The sequence below is a fragment of the Romboutsia sp. 1001713B170131_170501_G6 genome (assembly GCF_015668195.1).
Classification (GTDB): domain Bacteria; phylum Bacillota; class Clostridia; order Peptostreptococcales; family Peptostreptococcaceae; genus Romboutsia_C.
Genome location: NZ_JADPFC010000002.1, coordinates 497,405 through 521,798 on the forward strand (window position 1 = coordinate 497,405; position 24,394 = coordinate 521,798).

General features: G+C 28.8%; 17 protein-coding genes. 2 read left to right on the forward strand and 15 right to left on the reverse strand.

The genetic code is table 11. The features are described 5' to 3' along the window. Positions 1-13: 13 nt before the first annotated feature. A complete protein-coding gene (gene yfmF / locus I4U89_RS08175; RefSeq protein WP_195939886.1) occupies positions 14-1,279 on the reverse strand; it encodes an EF-P 5-aminopentanol modification-associated protein YfmF in 1,266 nt (421 codons plus the stop codon). 9 nt (positions 1,280-1,288) lie between these two features. Continuing rightward, positions 1,289-2,395, reverse strand: a complete 1,107-nt coding sequence (locus I4U89_RS08180; RefSeq protein WP_195939887.1) for a hypothetical protein — start codon at positions 2,393-2,395, stop codon at positions 1,289-1,291. A 209-nt stretch (positions 2,396-2,604) separates the two neighbouring features. On the opposite strand from I4U89_RS08180, the gene ychF reads away from it, so the two are divergent. Continuing rightward, entirely contained in the window at positions 2,605-3,702 is a 1,098-nt protein-coding gene (ychF, locus tag I4U89_RS08185) for a redox-regulated ATPase YchF (RefSeq protein ID WP_195939888.1), read from the forward strand. A gap of 149 nt (positions 3,703-3,851) precedes the next feature. On the opposite strand, the gene I4U89_RS08190 is transcribed toward ychF, so the two are convergent. From I4U89_RS08190 to deoC, 12 genes are all read right to left on the reverse strand, one after another. Next, entirely contained in the window at positions 3,852-5,285 is a 1,434-nt protein-coding gene (locus I4U89_RS08190) for a carbon starvation CstA family protein (protein WP_195939889.1), read from the reverse strand. A 130-nt stretch (positions 5,286-5,415) separates the two neighbouring features. Continuing rightward, positions 5,416-6,159: a LytR/AlgR family response regulator transcription factor gene (locus tag I4U89_RS08195; protein ID WP_195939890.1), complete on the reverse strand. Its 744-nt coding sequence runs from the start codon at positions 6,157-6,159 to the stop codon at positions 5,416-5,418. Between the two features lie 14 nt (positions 6,160-6,173). Continuing rightward, positions 6,174-7,829: a LytS/YhcK type 5TM receptor domain-containing protein gene (locus I4U89_RS08200; protein WP_195939891.1), complete on the reverse strand. Its 1,656-nt coding sequence runs from the start codon at positions 7,827-7,829 to the stop codon at positions 6,174-6,176. A gap of 79 nt (positions 7,830-7,908) precedes the next feature. After that, positions 7,909-9,411 (reverse strand): UDP-N-acetylmuramoyl-L-alanyl-D-glutamate--2,6-diaminopimelate ligase, encoded by a 1,503-nt coding sequence (locus tag I4U89_RS08205; protein WP_195939892.1) that lies wholly within the window; start codon positions 9,409-9,411, stop codon positions 7,909-7,911. 226 nt (positions 9,412-9,637) lie between these two features. Then, the gene (locus I4U89_RS08210) at positions 9,638-10,342 is read right to left on the reverse strand and encodes an aspartate/glutamate racemase family protein (RefSeq protein WP_195939893.1); all 705 of its coding nucleotides are present in this window, start codon (positions 10,340-10,342) and stop codon (positions 9,638-9,640) included. Positions 10,343-10,357: 15 nt separating this feature from the next. Beyond that, positions 10,358-11,572 carry a carboxylate--amine ligase gene (locus I4U89_RS08215; protein ID WP_092924108.1) on the reverse strand — a complete coding sequence of 405 codons (1,215 nt, stop codon included), beginning with the start codon at positions 11,570-11,572 and terminating at the stop codon, positions 10,358-10,360. A 249-nt stretch (positions 11,573-11,821) separates the two neighbouring features. Further along, on the reverse strand, positions 11,822-13,876 hold the full coding sequence (gene ptsG, locus I4U89_RS08220) for a glucose-specific PTS transporter subunit IIBC (protein ID WP_207744148.1): 2,055 nt from the start codon (positions 13,874-13,876) through the stop codon (positions 11,822-11,824). Positions 13,877-14,142: 266 nt separating this feature from the next. Beyond that, entirely contained in the window at positions 14,143-14,982 is an 840-nt protein-coding gene (licT, locus tag I4U89_RS08225; RefSeq protein WP_195939894.1) for a BglG family transcription antiterminator LicT, read from the reverse strand. A 291-nt stretch (positions 14,983-15,273) separates the two neighbouring features. Next, complete coding sequence (locus I4U89_RS08230) at positions 15,274-17,235, reverse strand: fructose-1,6-bisphosphatase (RefSeq protein WP_195939895.1); 1,962 nt, start codon at positions 17,233-17,235, stop codon at positions 15,274-15,276. 102 nt (positions 17,236-17,337) lie between these two features. Further along, positions 17,338-17,673, reverse strand: coding sequence for a hypothetical protein (locus I4U89_RS08235; protein ID WP_195939896.1), 336 nt, complete (start codon positions 17,671-17,673; stop codon positions 17,338-17,340). 404 nt (positions 17,674-18,077) lie between these two features. Continuing rightward, a complete protein-coding gene (nifJ, locus tag I4U89_RS08240; protein ID WP_195939897.1) occupies positions 18,078-21,620 on the reverse strand; it encodes a pyruvate:ferredoxin (flavodoxin) oxidoreductase in 3,543 nt (1,180 codons plus the stop codon). 306 nt (positions 21,621-21,926) lie between these two features. Further along, positions 21,927-22,598, reverse strand: a complete 672-nt coding sequence (deoC, locus tag I4U89_RS08245; protein ID WP_195939898.1) for a deoxyribose-phosphate aldolase — start codon at positions 22,596-22,598, stop codon at positions 21,927-21,929. Positions 22,599-23,143: 545 nt separating this feature from the next. On the opposite strand from deoC, the gene I4U89_RS08250 reads away from it, so the two are divergent. After that, on the forward strand, positions 23,144-23,509 hold the full coding sequence (locus I4U89_RS08250) for a winged helix-turn-helix transcriptional regulator (protein ID WP_330405527.1): 366 nt from the start codon (positions 23,144-23,146) through the stop codon (positions 23,507-23,509). A 90-nt stretch (positions 23,510-23,599) separates the two neighbouring features. On the opposite strand, the gene pduL is transcribed toward I4U89_RS08250, so the two are convergent. Then, positions 23,600-24,169, reverse strand: a complete 570-nt coding sequence (gene pduL, locus I4U89_RS08255; protein WP_092924088.1) for a phosphate propanoyltransferase — start codon at positions 24,167-24,169, stop codon at positions 23,600-23,602. Between the last annotated feature and the right edge of the window lie 225 nt (positions 24,170-24,394).

The window sequence follows — 24,394 nt, forward strand, 5'->3', positions numbered from 1 at the left end:
ATCTATCACCTCACTAATTTCTTAAGAAATATATAGTATCAAGTTCTATATTTTCAAATGCTTTAACTATATCTTCAATTTCTACGCTTGCTACTTTGTTTATTATTTCTTCTACTGTAGAATTTGTTTTACTCATTCCCTGTGCAAAATAAAAATCAGACATTCCTCCTATGCTATCTCCTAATGATTTCATAGAGTTTATTAAAGCACTTTTACTGTTTTCTATTTCCTCTTTAGATATTTCTCCTTTTTTAACACTATCTAATTGCTTACCTACTAATTCTACTGTTTTTTCATAGTTTTGAGATTCTATTCCAGAAGATACAAATAATATAGATTTATATTTTTCAACTGATGAATATATATAGTAACATAAACTTTCTTTCTCTCTTATGTTTACAAACATCTTAGAATGTGGTCCACCACCTAATACATTAGAACCAACTATTAGTGGATAGTATTTATTTTCATCACTATAGTCTATATTTGCTCTATATCCTATTACTAATTTACCTTGAGTTATATCCATTTTTTCTTCAATAGTTTTTACTTTTTCTACTTTCTTTTCATAAGTAGTTCTTGGTATATCTATTATTTCACCTCTTTCAAAGGTAAAGTTTTTAGTTATTATTTCTTTTACTTCTTTTTCATCAAAATCTCCTTCTACAACTATGTCTATTGGAGATGTTTTTATTATTTTCTTGTAGTGTTCGTATAAGTCTTTTTCATTTATTTTTTCTAGGTCTTCTTCGTATCCATATTCACTTATACTATATCTTTCATCTTTACACATTTCCTCAAAACATCTTTCAAGTGCATATCTACCTTTGTCATTGATTTTTGCTTGTATTCTATCTTTTAGATTTCTTTTTTCTATATCTACGTACTCTTTCTTAAATCCATTATCTATTACTAAAGGTTTATTTACTATTTCATTAAAAAACTCAATTACATCTTTAAATATCTTTTCGTCTAAATATTTTTGATTAGTACTTATTATTTTAAAACTTATTACTTGACGTTCTCCTCTTTTAGATACATCTCCCATAACAGATGAACCATATAAATCATCTAACTTATGTGATATTTCTCTTGAACTTTGATATTTTTCGCATCCACTAATTATTATAGTAGGTAATAATGCATTTTTTGTTACTTCTTCTCTGTCTAATAGTCTTTGTATGTATATACTAACTAAATTAGACTTAAACTTACTTGCAGGTATTAGTGTTAAATTAATATTTTGACCTAAACTTATTTTTTTTACGTCTTTTTCCATCTTATCCTCCTACGTATTCATTAATGATATTCTTGTAAAAAGTTCATCAACTATAGAATCTATCTTTTTTTCAGGGTCTATATAGTAAAATTTAGTATTTCCCATATCGAGATTTTTAAGTATACTATCTACTAAATACCTTGTATATATACTATCTATTGTGCATGTAGGAAAAACAACATACAATGTGTTTATTCCATATTCTAACAATTCTTCCCCATCTTTTATTATATCGTCTTTATTATTTTCTAAAAGAGGCATTTTTATTTGAATTCTATCATCTTTATCTTCATATTCTATGTATGTTTTTATTTTTTCTCTAAATAATATGTCTTGTTCTAAGTCATTTTTATCCTCAAATCCTATTAGTAAGACTCCTGCATCATCATCTATTTCATTTATTTTTCTTATTACTTCATTTTTATAAACCATAGCTAAATTATTCGATTTATAAAGTGGCTCTAGTATTTCTACATTAAATAAATCATGATGAACTAGTGTTAATTTTTCATATCTTTCTTTAAATATTTCATAGTCTTTTCCCTCTGTCATAAACAAAGGACATATTATTATTTTTTTATATCTACTTTCTACTATATCTTCTATACTTTTTTCAAAATATGGTTTTGAGTACATATACGTGTTTACTACCTCATACCCTTCTCCTAAATAAAGTTTTAACTTTTCTTCTATTTCTTTTGTTTTCCTTTTAAAATCACTATCTCCTAAGTTTGTGTAATAAGATTTATATTTATATAAATCACTTATACCCGTTATAAATGATTTATATCCATTTTCATAATATATTTGAGTAATTCTTTCTCTTATATTATAATTTCTATCTTCACCCTCAGATACTAATAACACTAAAGTTTCTTCTTTTTCACCTATAGGTTGTACTTCTTTTATGTTTACACTTTCTTTAATAAAAAATATAAATGAGTTTAATACTATAAAGGAAATTAGAAAAGCATAAGGTAGATTTTTATATTCTTTATATATTATTATCTGTCTATAAAATATTATGGCACTTATAATTATAAATATATTTTCCATATAGCCTTTTAGTATTAAACTTAATCCTATGGTTATAAATAAAGTAATCAAAATTAACATACTATCAACTCCAAAAGTGGTTTTTGATGTACATGCCTAGTTTACATCTGTTATATATATGATGTATAATTAATATGTATGTCTAAAATAACAAAGTCTAACTTAATAACCCATAATATGACTTTGTTAAAATAGTATAATAAATTCAATAAGCTGATATTTACAACATGTAGGTTGTTTAAATTATCATAAAAGAGAGGACGATGAATATGAAATTAGGTATAGTTGGTTTACCAAACGTTGGTAAAAGTACACTATTTAACGCAATAACTCAAGCAGGTGCAGAATCTGCAAACTACCCTTTCTGTACAATAGAGCCAAATGTTGGCGTTGTGGCTGTTCCAGATGAAAGATTAGATAAATTAAAGGAGTTATATGATTCTAAAAAGATAGTTCCTACTGCAATAGAATTTTGCGATATAGCAGGTCTTGTTAGAGGAGCTTCTAAAGGTGAAGGACTTGGAAATAAATTTTTATCTCATATAAGAGAAGTTGACGCTATAGTTCACGTTGTTAGATGTTTTGAGGATCCTAACGTTGTTCACGTTGATGGAAGCGTTGATCCACTTAGAGATATAGAAACTATAAACTTAGAATTAATATTCTCTGATATAGAGATATTAGATAGAAGAATACAAAAAACTCAAAAAGCTGCTAAAGCAGATAAGTCTTTAGCATCTGAATTAGAATTTTTAAATGCTATAAAAGCTACTTTAGAAGATGGTAAGTGTGTTAGAACTATGGACTTTACTGAAGATGAGCAAACTTTTGTTAACTCATTAAACTTACTTACTTCAAAGCCAGTAATATACGCTACAAACGTAAGTGAAGATGATTTAGCTGATGAAGCTGCAAATAATCCATACGTAAATAAGGTTAGAGAGTTTGCTGCTACTGAAAATGCTGAGGTTGTTGTTGTTTGTGCTCAAATAGAAGCAGAAATATCTGAACTTGATACTGATGAAGAAAAGAAAGAATTCTTAGAAACTTTAGGTTTAGAACAATCTGGTCTAGATAAATTAATAAAATCTTCTTATGCTTTACTTGGACTTGTTTCTTACTTAACAGCTGGTCCTCAAGAAGTTAGAGCTTGGACTATAAAAGTTGGTACTAAGGCACCTCAAGCTGGTGGAAAGATACACTCTGATATAGAAAGAGGATTTATACGTGCAGAAACTATAGCATTTGAAGATTTAGCTCAAGTTGGTACTATGACTGCTGCTAAAGAAAAAGGATTAGTTAGACTTGAAGGTAAAGATTACGTAGTTAAAGATGGAGATGTTATATTATTTAGATTTAACGTATAATAAACAATTTTAAGTATCTATAAATTTTTATATTTATAGATACTTTTTTACTTACTAATGAAATATATTTACTTAGTAAGTTAGTATAATCCATAAATTAAAATATAAAAATAGAGTTACCAATTAAGGTAACTCTTTTTTATATTTAACTAAGCATTTTTCTTTATATCCATATTAGCAAATTTTTGTCTATTTACTAAGAATAATCCAAATAATACTAATGCAACAACTACTCCTACTCCATTTGATAATGTAGCATTTAATCTAAATCCTTCTGGAGCTTGTAGTATATATGATGTACATACTGATGTCATAAATGTTGCTGGCACTAAAGTTATCCAATAATTAGATTTATTCTTTATTAGATACACTGTAGCTGTCCATAAGAATATTGTAGCTAATGTTTGGTTAGACCAAGCAAAATATCTCCATATTATGTTAAAGTCTATTGTAGTTAAGAATATACATACTATGAATAATGGTATAGCTATCTTAAATCTACTCATGAATGTATCTTGCTTTATATTAAATGAGTCAGCTATTGTAAGTCTTGCACTTCTAAATGCTGTATCTCCACTTGTTATAGGACAAGCAACAACCCCAAGTACTGCAAGTATTGCACCTACGTGACCTAATAATGACTTAGATATTAACCCAACAACTCCTGATTGTCCACCAAATTCAGCTAATGCTGCTTGTAATGATAAACTATCTCCAAAGAATGCTATTGAAACTGCACACCATACTAATGCAACTATACCTTCAACAACCATTGCTCCATAGAATACTTTTTTACTTTCTCTTTCGTTGTTTATACATCTAGCCATCATAGGTGACTGAGTTGCATGGAATCCTGATATTGCACCACAAGCTATTGTTACAAATAAGAATGGGAATAAAGATAATCCCTCTGGATGCATATTTTGTAAAGTTAACTCTGGCATTACCATAGTTCCATTTATATTACCTACTATCATAGCTCCTGCTAATCCTATAGCCATGAATAATAAAGCTGCTCCAAATAATGGATATACCTTACCTATAACCTTATCAACTGGTAAAACAGTTGCAGCTATATAGTATATTATTATTAATACTATCCATACTATTTGATCTATACCTGTCATAGATTTTAAAAGACCTGCTGGTGATGTAACGAAAACTGTACCAACTAATATAAGAAGTATTACTGAGAATACTCTCATTACCGTTTTCATCTTTCCACCTAAGTATATACCAACTATTTCAGAAACTGACATACCATCATGCTTCATTGATATAACCCCTGAGAAGAAATCGTGAACTCCTCCTGCAAATATAGTACCAAACGTTATCCATAAAAATGCTACTGGACCAAATAATGCCCCCATTATAGCACCAAATATAGGACCTGTTCCTGCTATATTTAAAAATTGTATTAAAAATACCTTGTACCAAGGCATTGGAATATAGTCTATTCCATCTTGTAATCTTACTGCTGGAGTTTGATTATTATCACTTAACTTAACCATTTTGTCTACATAAGTTCCGTAAGTGAAGTATCCAACGATAAGTATTGCTAAGCATACTAAAAATGTTATCATACCTTTTCTCCTTTTTAAAACTTTATTTTTTAAGTTCTTGTATTAATTATTCCAAGGATATAATAACGTTTTTTTAACTTTTAAAGATATATTTTTACATGAAATGCATAAATAATAGCATAAAATACAATTATATATGCATAATTTTTCTAAATTCTTTTATATTACTTCTGCTCACAGGTATCTCTGTATCTATATCTTTTAGTTTTAACTTATATGTACTATTAAACCATGGTATTATTTCTTTTATCTTAGATACACTTACAATAAAAGATCTATGCGTCTTAAAGAATAATTCTTTTCCTAGATTTTTTTCAAACTCTTTTATACATCCCTTTACTATGTATTCATTATCTTTTGTAAATACTATAGTTTCTCTTTCTCTTGCCTCACAATAATATATATCTTCTATATTAACGACTATTAACTTATCATTTTTCCATAAGCTAACACTAGATAGATTTTTCTTGTTTTCATTTTTTATTTTTTTAGACACATCAATACTTTCATCTGCTATATCACTCTTTTCAAGCTTTTTTAACATAGATACAATTCTATCATCTGAGTATGGCTTTAATATATAATCAAAAGCCTCTAATTCAAAAGCATCTACTGCATGTTCCTTGTAAGCTGTTATAAAAACTATTTTGGGACTTTTTTTAAATTGTCTTACTGTTTTTGCAAGTAGCATACCATCTAGCATAGGTATATTTATATCTAAAAATATTACATCTACACTATTTTCTTGTATAAATTTCAGTACATCTACTCCATTATCAAACTCATTTATGACTTCTATATTACTAAAATTATTTATAAAATATTTTAGTTCTTCTCTTGCTGGAAACTCATCTTCAACTATTATAGCTTTCATCTAGCATCCCCTTTCTATACTTTAAATTCTATCTTAGTTCCTGGGTTTAACCTCTTTATATCTAAACCATGTCCATATATTAATTTAAGTCTTAGATGAACATTATAAAGGCCTATCTTATTTTCTGGCATATTATTATTATAAACTCTATTAATTATCTCTTGATCTATAGTTAATCCGTCATTTTCTACCCATATGTTAACTTTTTCTTTTTTCTTCTTAACTCCTATTACAACTACACCGTGCCCTCCATTTTTTCTTATTCCATGTATAATTGCATTTTCTACTAGAGGTTGTATTATAAGGCTTGGTATCTTCACTTTTATATTATCATCTATATCATAAATAACTTTTAATTTATCTCCAAATCGTGCTTTTTCTATTTCTACGTAAGCTTTTACTTGCTCTAATTCTTTGTTTATATCTATAAGATTATCTGTAACTTCTAGATTATATCTCATATAAGTAGAAAGATTTATAATAAGCTTTCTTGCTTTATCTGGATTAATTCTTATAAATGACGTTATGGTATTTAGCGCATTAAATAAAAAGTGAGGATTTATTTGAGTTTGTAAAGCTTTTATTTCTGCCTTATTTTTAGCTTCTTTCATTTTTTCAATCTTTGATACTTCCATTAGTGTAGATATCATTTGAGATAGCCCTATAGCTAATGCTTTTTTAGAATGACTCATGTCATATTGCTCTGTATAGTATATCTTTAGACTGCCTATAACTTTATTAGATTCAGTTAAAGGTATTATCATGACTGTTTTTAAATCTATTTTCTCACTTACAGAATATCCTTCATTTTCTACTTTTATATTTAATATTTTATTTTTTTCCATAGATTCTTTGGTTATATCACTAAGATTTGTAGATCTATTAAATATTTCTTCTCCTATTCCTACATAAGCTAATACTTTTTCTCTATCTGTTATAGCAACTGAATCTGAATTAATTTCATCTTTTATTATTTGACATATGATTCTTAAAGAATCTTTATTTATAGACCTAAAGTAAGGTAGTGTCTTATTTGCTATATCTAGTGCTAACTTTGATTGAAATGCCGCTACTTCATCCTTTTCTTTTTTTATAGCTTGTACAATAGATACTAAAAAACCTATACCAATTTGACCTACTATCATTGGTATATATATTTTATGTATAATATTTACTGCTACATCATGTGGCTTTGAAATCAAATATATTAATAACATAGTAAAACTTTCTGATATTACACCACATAAAATACCATATATCCATCTAAATTTATCATCTATTCTTTTATAAAAATATCCCGATATAATTCCTGCAAATATACTAGATATAAAACATGGAAAAGAGGTTATGCCATGTATATCTATTATATATCTGTGAATTCCTGATATTACACCCGATACTATACCAACTAAAGGTCCAAATAATACACCTCCAGATACTATAGCTATTATTCGAGTATTGGCAAGAGAACCTTGCACACTTATTCCATTATAAGTGCCAAGTATTGCTAATAAACTAAATATAATAGATATTATCATTAAATCTTTAGCTTTATATTTTTCTTTTTGAAATATGTACTTAAATCCCTTTATCTTAGTTATCATTATAAATAAAACTATTATTAAGCTTGATTTTTCTAGTAATGATAAAAATATTTTCCCTTCATTCATGAAATTTCTCCAAATTTTTTTAATATTAGTATAGACACTAAAAAGAGAAGTATTAAACTTCCCTTCTTAGTATATTTAATTATAAGGATTCTGCCATAATTTTTCTACTTTCCATTACCTTTGATGCTGCTTTTTTAGCTATTTCCGTTTCACTAAAAGGTACTCTTTCACCTTTTATAAGTTGATATTCTTCATGTCCTTTACCTGCAAAGACTATCATATCTCCTTCTTTAGCTATCTCTATAGCTTTTATTATGGCTTCTTCTCTATCTGGCACTTTTATATACTCACATTTTGAACCTTCAAATGACTTAGCTATATCATTTATTACATCCATTGGATCTTCAAAATCTGGGTTATCTCCTGTTAATATACATAAGTCACACTCTCTAGCTGCAACATCTCCAAGTTCTTTTCTTCTTAACTTAGTTCTTCCTCCAACTGATCCAAATAAACATATTAATCTATTGTGATCATATTTTTTAAGAGTTTGAAGTATATTTTCTAAACTAACTCCATTGTGAGCATAATCTATTATTACTGTTGCATAGTCAAGTACTGGTAGTACTTCAACTCTACCTTTTACTTTAGCATTTTTAAGGGCATCTAGCATTAATCTTTGATCTATATTTAAATATCTACAAACTGATATAACTGCTAGTGCATTGTATATACTAAAAGTACCTGGTGAACATATATATGCATTAAATATATCATCTTTAGTTTCTACATCAAAGCTTGTCCCTAATGAATCTAACTCTCTAGAATACTTTATATTTTTAGCTTTTAAATCTGCATCTTTTTCTATACCAAAAGTTTCTATATGACAAGTTGCATGTTTTATTATGTCTTTAGCATATTTATCATCTATATTTATTATTCCATGGTCACATAATGTAAATAATTTAGCCTTACACTCTAAGTAATGTTCAAATGTTGGATGTTCTTTTGGCCCTATGTGATCTGGAGATAAGTTTGAGAATATTCCTATATCAAAACTTACATCTTCAACTCTATTCATCATTATCCCACCAGAAGATACCTCCATAGATACACATTTAACACCTTCATCTAGCATAGTTCTAAATATTCTGTGTAGCTCATAGCTTTCTGGAGTAGTATTAACTGTTTTTTCACTCTTACCATTGTAAAAAGTTCCATTAGTTCCTATTACACCTGTGTTTATTCCAGCTTGATTTAATACTTCACTTATATAGTTTGTTATAGTTGTCTTTCCTTTAGTTCCTGTTACACCTATTACTTTTAATTCTCTTGATGGATTACCAAAGTAATTTGATGATATCTTTGATAGTGCTATTCTACTATCTTTTACAAATAACTTTATAGCATCATCTTCTAAATCTACATCATCTTGTAGTATAAATACTCTAGCCCCTCTTTTATATGCATCTTTAGCATATTTATGACCATCTACAGTTTCACCCTTTATGGCTACAAATATATATCCATCTTCACATTTAGAAGAGTTGTATGCTATATCTTTTATTTCTGTATTTTCTATTTCATTCCAAGGCTTTTGAGAGGTAAATTCTACCCCATTCATAACTTCTAATAATTTCATCTTTAGCCCTCCTAATAAGTCTTCTTATCTATGTAAGTATAGCACAATATTGAGTTTTTTGATAAAAAAATTATTGTTGTATATATAACTTTTTGTATAATTTTATACCTTTTATAAGACTTTAATAATTTAAGATATTAATTTTTATAATCTTTATAAAAGCAGAGTAGTATATACCACTCTGCTTTCTTTGTTTTTAGTCTTTAAATTATATATAAAGCTTATTTTAAGCTTCCTTAACTTTTTTTCCACTATTTTCTATAGACTTTCTAGCTAAAACTTCTAGTGAATCTATATAAAAATCACCATCTAATTTGTTGTCATTTTTAAGTATTGAAAGCTCTGTACATCCTAGTATAACTCCGTCACAATCATTTGATTTTAGATAATCAATAATAGCATTGAATTTATTCATATCTGCAGGCTTTCCACTTTTTATATCATTGTAGATTATATTCATTACATCACTTTGTCTATCTTCATCTAGTGTTAAATAATCTATTTCATATTTTTCACACATGTTTTGATATAACCTAGTTTTTATATTTCCAGTTGTAGCTAGTATACCTAATTTTTTATGTCCATTTTCTTTAGCATGTTTTACAGTCTCTTCTATTATATTTACAACAGGTATATTTACACTTTCTGAAATTTCTTTATAGAAATAATGTGCTGTATTACAAGTTATTACTATAAAATCTGAGCCACATGCCTCTAACCTTTTACTGTCTTTTATAAGAACATCTACTGGAGAATTTTCACTTTCTCCTATTATATACGCGGTTCTATCAGGAGTAGTAGCTCGGTTAGTTATTATCATATCAACATGGTCTTGATCAGACTTTGCATCTGTTAATCTAACTACCATGTCAAAGAAATATACCGTGGCCATAGGTCCTAATCCACCAATAACTCCAACTGTTTTGTTCATAATAATCTCACCAATCTATTTACAATATTTTTTGAACTTTCTCATTTGGTTTATGTTATATAATAATATATATAGACTTCTTTTAAAGTTTCCTTTTAAATCTTTGTCATATCCAAATGAAGTTGCACTTTTTCCTTGTGCTACTAATGATTTAGCTTTATTTACTAAAGCTTGATCTTTAACATACTTATAAACTACATTCTTTGGTATAACATGCCAGAAGAATGGGTCTTTTTGTATTTTTAAGTCTAATTCTTTGTTATATACTCTATCTTCTACAACATATCTAGCTATGTTGTTTCCTGAACTAGTTACATAGTAGTTACTTCTACCTTGTCTTAAGTTTATTTCAAATACTTTATAAGTGTTATCTCTGCTATCAAATTTTATATCAAAATTAGAGAATCCTGTATAATTTATATCTTCTAGGAACGCCTTAAACTTTTCCATTAAGTCTTTATCATATTCTGTTATTATAGCAGCATGGTTTCCTATACCTTTTGGAGTATGTTCTTCTAATAATACGTGTCCTAAACACATCATTTTAACTTTACCATGTTGATCAGAATAGCAAGTTAAAACTCTCATATGTGAATCATCACCTGGTATAAAGTCTTGTATTATTAAGTTTTTATCGTACTTACCAGCATATATTGAGTTAGTTATTTCCTTGAACTCTGTTTCATTTTGTGCTATATAAGCTTTTTTCATTCCTTCAAATGGGAATTGCCAATATAATACACTATCAGAAGGTTTTATTATCACTGGATACTTAAATCCAAAATCTTTTATTTCATCACCTTTTGAATATATGAAAGTCTTGGGATAATCTAATCCTTTTTCTTCACACATTTTATAGAATAATTCTTTTTCTATTAACTTATCTTTTAATTCCTTACCTATATATGGAACTATGTACTTTTCTTTAAGTATATCTCTATGATCTATTATTAATTCTGCATATTCATCAGTACATCCCATTATTATTAGCTTTTTATTAGGTGCAGCTAGTTCATCTGCAGTTTTAAGTAAAACATCTATAAATTCTTTTTCTTCTGTTATTCTTTCGTCTATTCTAAAATCTATTATATTACTATCTTTTGTCGCTCCTAATGCATATCTACCAAAAGCTATAGACTTAACTCCATAGGCTTCGTGGTATGCTCTTGCTACTGAGTAGCAATTTATATCGCCACCAACCAATACTGGTTGTATTATTATATTATCCACACTTTCCACCTCGTTTAAGAATTTCATTAATAGTTAAATTCATCTTATTAATTATACTTGATTTACATTATTATGTCAAAATTCTAGTTACTTCAACTTATTTACAATAAATACTATATTAAGTCCTATTTTAAATGTTATTTTGCTTATTTTTTAACTTAATATTCTCAAATTTAATTTAAATATTTAAGGATATCATCTTAATATAAAAAGCCAGTTATAAAATTTTATAACTAGCTTTTTTATTAACTATTTAACTATATTTACTCTATTTTTTTCCTTAGCTTTTATAGGACCTTCTTTTATAGATATCTTTTCATCTGGTCCTAAATTAGTAAATACTACTGGACTTATTGTTGATGTTGCATTTTTTTCAATATAATCTAAATCCATTTTTACTAGTTTATCTCCAGCTTTAACTTTTTGTCCAACTTCAACAAATACTTCAAAGCCTTTACCTTCTAATTTAACGGTTTCTATTCCTAAATGTATAAGTACTTCTCTTCCATTTTCTGATTCTATTATCACTGCATGTTTAGTTGGGAATACAACTCCTACTGTACCATTTACTGGAGAATATATTTCTCCATCATTAGATTTTATAGCAAATCCATCTCCCATTAATTTAGTTGAGAATACTTCATCTGGAACTTGTGATATATCCATTAGTTCACCATTTACTAAAGATATTATTTCTTCACCTGTAGAAGTTAGTTCTACTTCATCTTTAGCCTTAGGCTCAGCTTCTTTTACTTCAGCCTTTTTGATTTCACCTTTTTTAGGTGCATTAACTTTTACTTTTCCTGATATTATTTCATTTATTTCTGATTTTAATGTATCTGATTTTGGTCCAAATATAGCTTGTACATTATTTCCAACTACCATAACACCTGCTGCTCCAAGTTCTTTAAGTCTTGCTTGGTCTACTTTGTTTATATCTTCAACAGCCACTCTAAGTCTTGTTATACAAGCATCTAAGCTTTTTAAGTTTTCTTTGTTTCCTAGTGCTTCTAGTATTCCTGCTGCTAATTCACTTTTGTTTAATGTTGCATTTGTGCTATCTTCACTTTCATCTTCTCTACCTGGAGTCTTTAAGTTAAATTTAGTTATTAAGAATCTAAATCCGAAGTAGTAAACTACTGCAAATCCTGCTCCAACTACTAATACTAAATACCATGGTGTTCTATTTGGTAGTACTCCAAATAGTAAGAAGTCAAATAATCCACCTGAGAATGTCATACCTATTTTAATATTTAGTATTTGCATTACTGCAAATGATAAACCAGCAAATAAGCAGTGTACTGCAAATAATCCTGGTGCAACAAATAAAAATGCAAATTCTAATGGTTCAGTTATACCTGTTAAGAAAGATGTTAGTGCTGCTGATGCCATTATACCTGCAACATACTTTCTCTTTTCTGGCTTAGCTGTATGTATCATAGCAAGTGCAGCTGCTGGAAGTCCAAACATCATAAATGGGAACTTACCTGTCATAAATGTACCTGCTGTAAATGCTACACCATCTTTAAGTTGAGCAAAGAATATACTTTGGTCACCCATTACTAAGTTTCCAGCTTTATCTATGTATTCACCAAATTGATACCAGAAAGGATTATAGAACACATGATGTAATCCAAAAGGTATTAATGCTCTTTCTATTATACCAAATACAAATGCTGCTAATGTTATGTTAGCTTCTATTACTGTTCTTGAGAAGTTTAATAATGCATTTTGTATAGGTGGCCATATAAATGATAAGGCTATACCTATTAATATAGCTGATGCTGCTGTAACTATTGGAACAAATCTCTTACCTGCAAAGAACCCTAAGTATTGAGGTAATTCAATTTTGTAGAATTTCTTATAAAGTCCTGCTGCAATTATACCAATTATAATACCACCAAAGACTCCTGTTTGAAGAGTTGGTATACCAACAGTCGTTGTATACATTGGGTTACCCATCATATCTGGTGTTACACCAGTCATTATACCCATAGATGTATTCATTATTAAGAAACCAACTATTGCAGCTAATCCTGCGACACCTTCACCTTCAGTTAAACCAACTGCTACCCCAACGGCAAATAGTAAAGGTAGATTATCAAATATTATTCCTCCAGATCTTTCCATTATATTTATTATAAGTGGAAAAGCTCCCGTTGATAAAAACGGCATTTTTTCAACTAATGCAGGGTTTGCTAATGCATTACTTACACCTAGTAATATACCTGCTGCTGGAAGTAATGCAACTGGTAGCATTAAAGCTTTCCCTACTTTTTGTAAGACACCAAATATCTTTTTCATAATACCTCTCCTTTATATTTTTAATTTTAGAAAGTTTTAAATTTCATTGATTAAATAAAAAAGACTTAAATCTATAAAAATAACTTAAAGATAAATTATTACAACTACAATCAATATTATTATGTATATATTGATTGTAATTATTACATAAATTTAACTTATTATTACTTTTATAAACTTAAGTCTTGCCTGCTCAACCAGTAACAATCTTATTGTTTATACTTTCTATTTAATATATATTATTAAAGGTTTAACCTTATAATATTTTACTTTATAGCTGATATTACTCTATTTATATGTAGTGTAAGATATAAAAGCTCATCTTCTGTAACTATATACTCATGATTATTTTCTATATATTTTTTAATCTTACAAGAACAATTATATGGTTTTTCATATTGGATTTTTATAATTTCTAAAAGTTCATTGTCATTATTTTCTACTTGTTCTTTTTTTATAAGTCGTTTTGCAAAGAATTTTAAATGAGTTACTAATCTATCATAGTTAAAATCATCTTCTTTAAATTCTACTGAATAATAATATCTTATAATATTTAGTATTTCTTTTACTATCTTAGTCATTAAAAATGATTCTTTAGTACTTTCTTTATAATTTGCATTTATAATATGCATAGCTATAAATGCTGCTTCATCTTTTGTGAAATTTACATTAAATTCTTTGTTTATATAATCTATTGCCCACATTCCTATTTGGAATTCTTTTTTATGAATTCTTTTTATTTCATAAAGTAAATCATTTTTAATTTCTATATTTTGATTATACCTTTTAATTGCAAATGATATATGATCTGCTAGTGCTACATATATATAATCGTCAAGTTCTGCATTTAAATTTTGTTTTGCATATTCTATTATCTTAGAAGTTACATTAAATATATCTTCATCCACTTCAGTAGCTATCCTAGTTATCTTTTTAGCCAAGTTTTCATCTTCCATAACAAATTTCTTTTCAATTTTATCTTGGTCTACTTTTTCTCCAACCTTTTTTTTAAATCCAATTCCACATCCAGTGAGTACTAGTTCTTTATTAGTTTCATCATCTACAACCAATACTACATTGTTATTGTATATTTTTTGAATTAGCATATATACTCACCTCTATTCTTTAGATCAATCATTATTAAATAAACTTAGTTTAAATTTTAGTTGTTTTTTGTATATATTTTTACCTTAATTATTTTTTAACAAAATATATGTATAAATACAAAATACCTAAATTAAGACACTAAAATAAAGTCTCAACTTAGGTATTGCCTGCTTTATCAGTAACAATCCAAAATATTGATAAGTAAATATTTGTATATTTTTATTCAAGTTTTATTTATATTATAATTTTATAATAGGTATTTAATTCTGTCAAGAACTTTAGGAAAACATTTATTTCTCTTTAATCAACCCTTTTCTATAAGCTAATAAAAGTAACTTTAAATCTTTTACTTCTTGTTCTAATATTTTACCTGCATCAGTATCTCTTACTGTTTTTCGTTTTGCTTTATGTTCTACTACTTCTGTAGTTGACAGTATATCACTTTCTTTTTTTATAGCATCTTCTGCTGATGTAAAAGGTTGGTGTGAAACTAATTGTAAACTATGAGAATTATATATTAAAGTATAACCTGCAAGTCCTGTTTTATTTTGATATGCTCTTGAAAAACCACCATCTATAACTAGTATTTTTCCATTTGCCTTTATAGGACTTTCACCATTTTTACTTTCTACAGGAACATGACCATTTATAATATGTCCATCTGTTAGGTCTAAGTTAAATTCTTCAAATATCTTTTCACACATTTTTTCATCTTCTCTTAATTTGAAATATGGATTTTTATTTTCCTTGTGACTTTCTTTCTCCGCTATAAAATATCTTTCAAAAGTAGTCATGTCATCTTTACCAAATAATGATGAACACTTTCCTGTCCAAAGATACCACATCATGTCCATTCCATATTGCTTTTGAGTTGTATTTTCTTTAAAGAAATATCCTTCTCTAGATATAGCTTCCATCTTATCCATTAAAGCTTTACCCTTATATTCTTTACCTTGTATTTTCATAGACATAAAGCTCTTGTCTTCATTTAAAGGTACACATCCGTGTATAAGTAAGTTAGAGTTTGCTGTTAAGTATATACTTCCTTTTGAGAATAAGAAAGAAATATGTTTTTGAAGTTTTTCACTATTTTTAAAAGATGATACTAACTTTTCTATAACTTCATTTTCTTCTTTACTTAGCTCATATGGGTTATTTTTATTTATAGTTGGGAAATTAGAATCCTTTAACTTATATACTTTACCCTTTAATTTAATAGTATTTTCTTCATAGTTTATATTATTAAGTAAAAGTCTATGCTGCATTTCAAACTCAGGTCTTCTATTTATAACTTCTCCCTCTAACTTAAACTGTATAATACTTATTGCCTTATGCATTTTAGCTATTAATGATTTTTCTTTTGTAGATACATTTTGATCACTAATTTTTGGCATGAAACAATGACAAGGGTCATCCTTATAAGTTTCCATAGCAAAAGTGGCAAGAGGAAGTAAATTTATTCCGTATATATCTTCTATTATATCTAGATTTGCGTATCTAGCCGATATCCTAAGAGCATTTGCTATACAAGTTTTTTCTCCACTTGCAGCACCCATCCAAAGTATATCATGATTTCCCCATTGTATATCCACTGAATGATAATCCATTAAAGTGTCTATTACCACATCTGGTCTTGGTCCTCTATCATATATATCTCCTAATATATGAAGTCTATCTACTACTAGCTTTTGTATAACTTTAGATATAGCTATTATAAATTCTTTTGCTCTATCAGTTTCTATTATTGTATCTACAATACTTTGGTAATAACATTGTTTATGCTTTATATCTATAGATTCATGAAGTAATTCTTCTATTATATATTTGAAATCCTCTGGTAATAATTTTCTTACTTTTGATCTAGTATATTTACTAGATGCATATTTGCAAAGTTCAACTAATCTATATATATTTATTCTATAAAAATCTTCTAGATTTTCTTCTTTCTTTATTATCAAATCTAGTTTTTGTTCTGGATAGTATACTAAAGTAGCTAATGCTTTTTTCTCATTTTCTCTCATAGTATTTGAAAATAGCTCTTCTATCTTTCTTTTTATGACCCCAGAACCATTTTTTAAAACATGAACAAAAGGCTCATATTCTCCATGTATATCCGTTATAAAGTGTTCCGTCCCTTTAGGCAAGTTAAGTATTGCTTCTAGGTTTATTATTTCAGTACTTGCTTTTGATATGCTTGGATATTGTTTTGATAGTAGTTTTAAATATTTTAACTCATTTTCTAATGATTTCAACTTCTAATCCTCCAAACTTAAATAATTATATATTTATTGTATCACATTTATAATTAGTATACACTATTTAAGTTTATTATTATCACATAATAAGTCAAATACTTAATTAATCACTTTCATATCCCCTGTATAAATATCTATTTCATGAATTCCTATACTTTTTTTATGGCTATGTTCTTCATCATTCATAGTTATAAAAAGTTCAACCTCGTACTTGTCTCCAACCTTTTTTATATCATCTTTATTTACAGTTACAAGATCTCCATATTCTGCTTTTATTATATTTACAGCAGTTTCCTTTGATATTGGATTAATCTTTTTATTATAAGTTTTATCTGTAAAATAAACCTCATCTCTTTCATTTTTTTTACTTACTGTAATTATAGAGATTATTATAATTATTATTAATATTGTGCATATGATTATTTTCTTTTTCATTAAATCCCTACTTTCTCAAATTTATATTTTATTTACATATAACTTTTATTTTAATATACCTATTTAATTTGTAAAGCTTAATATAAAAATCTATTCATATAATACTAAATTCTTATTTTCATGATTTATAAATAGCTTTATGCTTAATATAATCTCCTTGTATTTAAAAATTTCGCTACACTTAAGCCACTGCGTGGGCGCTACACTTCATGTCGCCAACGACTTCGTCCGTTGCTTGAACGACGTGTCGGCGAAGCACTTCAAAATGTCTTTTTTACAATCTGCAAACTTATTGGTATTACTTAACTTCAATAGTTATCCATAGTCTTTAAAGTATCATAATTTCCTTAAGCGTAAAAAAGGATGTACTCTAAGAGTACATCCTTTATATTAAACTATATTTATTAGCATTGTTCAGCTAATCTCTTATAGTTGTTGTATCTTTCATTAGCATTTTCTTCAGCCATAGTGAATAATTCATCAGCTACGTCTGGGAATTGCTTAGCTATTGCAGCGTATCTTACTTGACCCATTAAGAACTCTCTGAAGCTTTCAGTTGGCTCTTTAGAATCTAATGTGAATGGATTCTTACCTTGAGCTTTTAATGTTGGGTTGAATCTGTATAAGTGCCAGTAACCAGCTTTAACAGCTTTTTCTATGTTAGCTTGAGCTCTACCCATACCTTCTTTTATACCATGAGATATACATGGAGAGTAAGCTATTATTAATGATGGTCCATCATAAGCTTCTGCTTCTATTACAGCCTTCATTAATTGGTTCTTATCTGCACCCATACCAACTTGTGCAACATATACATTTCCGTAACTCATTGCCATCATACCTAAGTCTTTCTTCTTAGATCTCTTACCAGCTGCAGCGAACTTAGCCATTGCAGATATTGGAGTAGATTTAGAAGCTTGACCTCCTGTATTTGAATATATTTCTGTATCAAATACTAGTACGTTTACATTTTCACCTGAAGCAAGTACGTGGTCAAGTCCACCGTAACCGATGTCATAAGCCCATCCGTCTCCTCCAAGTATCCATTGAGATCTCTTAACTAGGTAATCTTTTCTTTCTTCTATTTCATTAACTAAAGCTTTTATTTCAGCATTTTCTATATTGTGAGCATTAGCTAATACATCTAATACTTTTTGGCTTGCTACTTTTGAAGCTTCTCCATCTTCTTTAGCATCTAACCAAGCAGTAAATGCTTCTCTAGCTGCATCACATATATCCATTGTTAATAATGTTTCCATATTTTCAGCTATTTTGTTTCTCATTTGTTTAACTGCTAACATCATTCCGTATCCGAATTCAGCATTGTCTTCGAATAATGAGTTTGCCCAAGATGGACCTTTACCTTCATGGTTAACAGTGTATGGAGTTGATGGAGCTGATCCTCCCCAGATTGATGAACATCCAGTAGCATTTGCTATCATCATTCTATCTCCGAATAATTGAGTAACTAACTTGATGTATGGAGTTTCTCCACATCCAGCACAAGCACCTGAGAATTCCATTAATGGTTGTCTGAATTGGCTTCCTTTAACAGTATTTGGAGCCATTACATCATCTTTAGGAGCAACCTTTGTAGTATCTACAGCGAATGCCCAGTTTTCTATTTCAACTTCTTGAGTATCAAGAGGTTTCATGAATAATGCTTTACCTTTAGCTGGACATATGTCAGCACAGTTTCCACATCCTGTACAGTCAAGTGGACTTACTTGCATTCTGTATTGTAATCCTTCAAGTCCTTTACCCATTGCTTTTTTAGTATTGAAGTTTTCTGGAGCATTAGCCATTTCTTCTTCAGTTACTAATACTGGTCTTATACATGCATGAGGACATACATAAGCACATTGGTTACATTGTATACAGTTGTTTACATCCCACTCAGGAACATTTACTGCTACTCCACGTTTTTCGTAAGCTGCAGTACCACATGGGAATGTACCATCTTCTATTCCATCAAATGCACTTATTGGTAAACTATCACCTTCTTGAGCATTCATTGGTCTTACTATATTTTTTATGAATTCTGGTTCGTCGCAGTTTGTTGTTTCTGCAGTTTCAACAGCTTCATTCCAAGCAGCTGGAACTTCTATTTTAACTAATGCATTCATACCAGCTTCAACAGCTTCAAAGTTCATGTTAACAACTTTTTCACCTTTTTTACCGTAAGCTTTCTTTATAGAATCTTTTAGGTATTGGCTAGCTTCTTCTTGAGGTATTATCTCAGCTAACTTGAAGAATGCTGATTGCATTATCATGTTTATTCTATTTCCAAGACCTATTTCTTGAGCTATCTTAGTAGCATTTACAGTGTAGAAGTTTATTTCATTTTCAGCTATGAATCTCTTCATTTTTGCTGGTAAATGAGTTTCTAACTCTTCTGGTGACCATATTGTATTTAATACAAATGTTCCACCTTTTTTAAGTCCTTTTAATAAATCATATTGATTAACATATGATTGGTTGTGACAAGCTATGTAGTCAGCTTCATCTATTAAGTAAGTAGATCTTATTGGAGCATCTCCAAATCTTAAGTGAGACATTGTTATACCACCAGACTTCTTAGAGTCATAAGCAAAGTAAGCTTGAGCATACTTTTCAGTGTTGTCTCCTATTATTTTTATAGCTTGTTTGTTAGCCCCAACTGTACCGTCAGATCCTAATCCCCAGAACTTACATCTTATAGTTCCTGGTGTAGCTATTTTGATAGGTTCAGATGGCTCTAATGAAGTATTAGTAACGTCATCTACTATACCTACAGTGAAGTTATTCTTAGGATTTTCAGAAGTTAAGTTATCAAATATAGTTTTTATATCTGATGGAGTAACATCTTTTGATCCTAATCCATATCTTCCACCTATTATCATTGGAGCATTTTCAGCTCCGTAGAATGCACTACGTACATCTAAGTATAATGGTTCTCCTATAGCACCTGGCTCTTTAGTTCTATCCATTACACATATTCTTTCAGCAGTTGCTGGTATTTTTTCTAATAAATGCTTAGTAGAGAATGGTCTGAATAAGTGAACCTTAACTAAACCGTATTTTCCACCTTGAGCATTTAAGTAATCTATTGTTTCTTCTATAGCTTCTGTAGCAGATCCCATAGCTACTAATACATACTTAGCATCTTGTGCTCCATAGTAATCAAATAGTCCATGTTCTCTTCCAGTTAATTCGCTCATTTGTTTCATGTATTTTTCAACTATTCCAACTATGTTGTTGTAATATTTATTTGAAGCTTCTCTTGTTTGGAAGTATATATCAGGGTTTTGAGCAGTACCACGAGTAACAGGATGATTTGGAGATAAAGCTCTGTTTCTGAACTCTTCTACTGCCTCTTTGTTTATTAATTTTTCATAATCTTCAGTGTCTAATAACTCAACTTTTTGTATTTCGTGAGATGTTCTGAATCCATCGAAGAAATGTATGAAAGGTAATCTTCCTTCTATTGCAGCTAAGTGTGCAACTGGTGCTATATCAGCAACTTCTTGAACAGAACCTGATGCTAACATTACACATCCAGTTTGTCTAGCTGACATAACGTCTTGATGATCCCCAAATATAGATAATGCTTGAGCTGCTAATGCACGAGCACTTACGTGGAATACCCCTGGAAGTAATTCCCCAGCAACTTTATACATATTAGGTATCATTAATAATAAACCTTGAGATGCAGTGAAAGTTGTTGTTAATGCACCAGCTTGTAATGAACCATGGAATGCTCCAGCAGCTCCTGCTTCTGATTGCATTTCTACAACACTTACTTTTTGTCCGAACATATTCTTTCTGCCTTGTGCCGACCATTCGTCAACTACTTCAGCCATGTTTGAAGACGGAGTTATTGGATATATAGCAGCAACATCAGTGAATGCATAAGCAACATGAGCAGCAGCTGTATTTCCGTCAACTGTTTTCATAAATTTAGCCATAATTGTATCCTCCTCGTATATTACTCTTATGTACTTACCTTTTATAAGTATTTTGTATTGTAGAAACAATGTACAAGGTTATACAACATTGCACATTGCTTCCCCCCAATACTATATTATTACATAATTCTAAATATTACATAATAAACAAAATATTCTTTATGTTTTGTAAAATTCCTTTATTTTGCTTAAAGGAAAAATCTATATGTTTATTAAAATAATATCCATATGTTTAATTATAAGTTTCTTTTACTCTTTCATTTATACCCACGATTTTGTAGATTAAACAAGAAATTTGTATTTTTTCTAATAATCGCTTTTTATAGAATTTTCCCCAGTAACTATGGCTATTGATGCACTTGCACCTATTCTTGATGCTCCAGCTTCTATTACAGCTTTTGCATCTTCAGCAGTTCTAACACCACCTGATGCTTTAACTCCTATATTTTCTCCAACAGTTTCTCTCATAAGTTTTATGTCAGCTGGAGTTGATCCACCTGTTCCAAATCCTGTTGAAGTTTTTACATAGTCAGTTCCTGCCTTAACTGCAAGTTCGCAAGCTTTAACTTTTTCTTCATCTGTTAAGTAACAAGTTTCTATTATTACTTTAACTAAAGCTTCTTTATTAGCTGCATCTACTACTGCTTTTATATCTTCATATACTAAGTCGTAGTTTTTATCTTTTAATGCCCCTATATTTATAACCATATCTACTTCGTCTGCACCTTTAGCTATAGCATCTTTTGTTTCAAATGCTTTAACTTCTTTAGTGTTAGCTCCTAGAGGAAAACCTATTACTGTACAAACTTTTACATCGCTTCCTTCTAATTCTTTTTTAGCAAGCTCTATGTTAGTTGGATTTATACAAACTGAAAAGAATCCATATTCCTTTGCTTCATTACAAAGCTTTATTACTTCTTCTTTTGTAGTTACAGCTTTTAATACTGTATGGTCTATCATATTTGCTACTTTACTCATTTTAAATTCTCCTTTTTTCTACATTAATATTTATATTATTCCATATTATGTTAGCATATTATGAGCATCATATAAACTTATTTTTTCCTTAGAAAAATTTAAAATTCATAACTCTTTAATTTCAATCTGCATTTTGTATCCAGCTTACATATATAATCATATCTATATAGTTTTTGTTTAACAAGTAGGCACTTTATTTATATATAGTTTCAAAAAATATATACAGTACCTAAAAATATATATGGTATCAAAAAATATACTGTAAGGTTTTTACAATAATCTATTTATGATATAATAAATAAGTCTTCATTTTGAAAATTTTGAAGGATTACTTTTTTTATCTCATATATAGAAATTCTATCTCCCCCATTTAAAATAAATGTAATTTCTTATTTGATATAAAAAGTTTTAAGTTAAATATTTTATAGAAATGCTTTATGGTAAGTCTATATGACTATATTCATATTAATATTTTTTATTACTATAAATTGTAATATAATTTATAGAAGTTTTTCTATGCTATTTATATAGAAAGAGGTGTATATATGATTCATACTCAATGTCACATGAGTCATAGATGTGCAAAATTTGAAACTTGCCCTATGACTTTATTTCATAAATTAGTTTCCGGTAAATGGAAAATTTTAATACTTTGGTATCTAAGTAGTGGTCCCCTTAGATTTAGTGAGATAAAAAGAAAGCTTCCTGATGTTACTCAAAAAATGCTTACAAATCAACTTAGAAGTTTAGAAGATGATGGACTAGTTCATAGAGAGGTGTATCCTGTTATACCTCCTAAAGTCGAGTATAGTTTGACAGATCTTGGAGAAAAATTACTTCCCCTTCTTGAGCAGATGTACGAATATGGAGTGGAATATTCAAAAGCTATGAAAATATCTGCTACTAAGTAGATTTTTAATAAATACATAAATAATAAACTATATAACTAAAAAGGTAATCTCAAAATTGAGATTACCTTTTATTTATAATATAAACTAAAATTATTCAGCTATTAATTCTACCATATCTCCGTTTCTAACTGCTGCAGCGTTTCCTTCTTCAACGTCTACGTGCATTTCTAAAGCGAAGTTTGCATTAGCTCTTACTAATACATTTTCAAATACAACAGCTCTTGGTCCGAAAGTTCTAACTTTTACTATTTGCTTGTCTTCTACACCGAAGTTTTTAGCATCTTCTAAGCTCATATGTATATGTCTAGATGCTACTATAACACCTTCTTGTAATTCAACTTCTCCAGCTGGTCCTACTAATTTAACACCAGGAGTTCCTGCTATATCTCCAGATTCTTTTATTGGAGCTTTTACACCTAAAGCAAATCCATCTGCTAAAGATATTTCAACTTGAGTGCTAGGTCTAGCTGGTCCTAAAACTCTAACTCCTTTTATAGTTCCTTTTGGTCCTACTAAATCAACTTTTTCTTCACATGCATATTGTCCTGGTTGAGATAATGGCTTGAAATGAGTTAACTCATGTCCTGCTCCGAATAATGTTTCTATGTCAGCTTGACTTAAATGAACGTGTCTGTTTGATAAAGCTATTGGTAATTTCATAAAAAACCCTCCTACATAAATTTTGTATACAACATCCAATTATACATAAATTTTTTAATTAAATCAAATTCTTTTCTCAAAATTTGATAATTTTCTTAATATTATTTCTACTGAAGTATTAGAAAATCCTTTTATTTTCATTCATAATTAGTATTTCAACTTTTAATTATCTTATTATAATTTTTATAATTTTTTTATAATTTTTTGTTTATTTTAGACCTATTA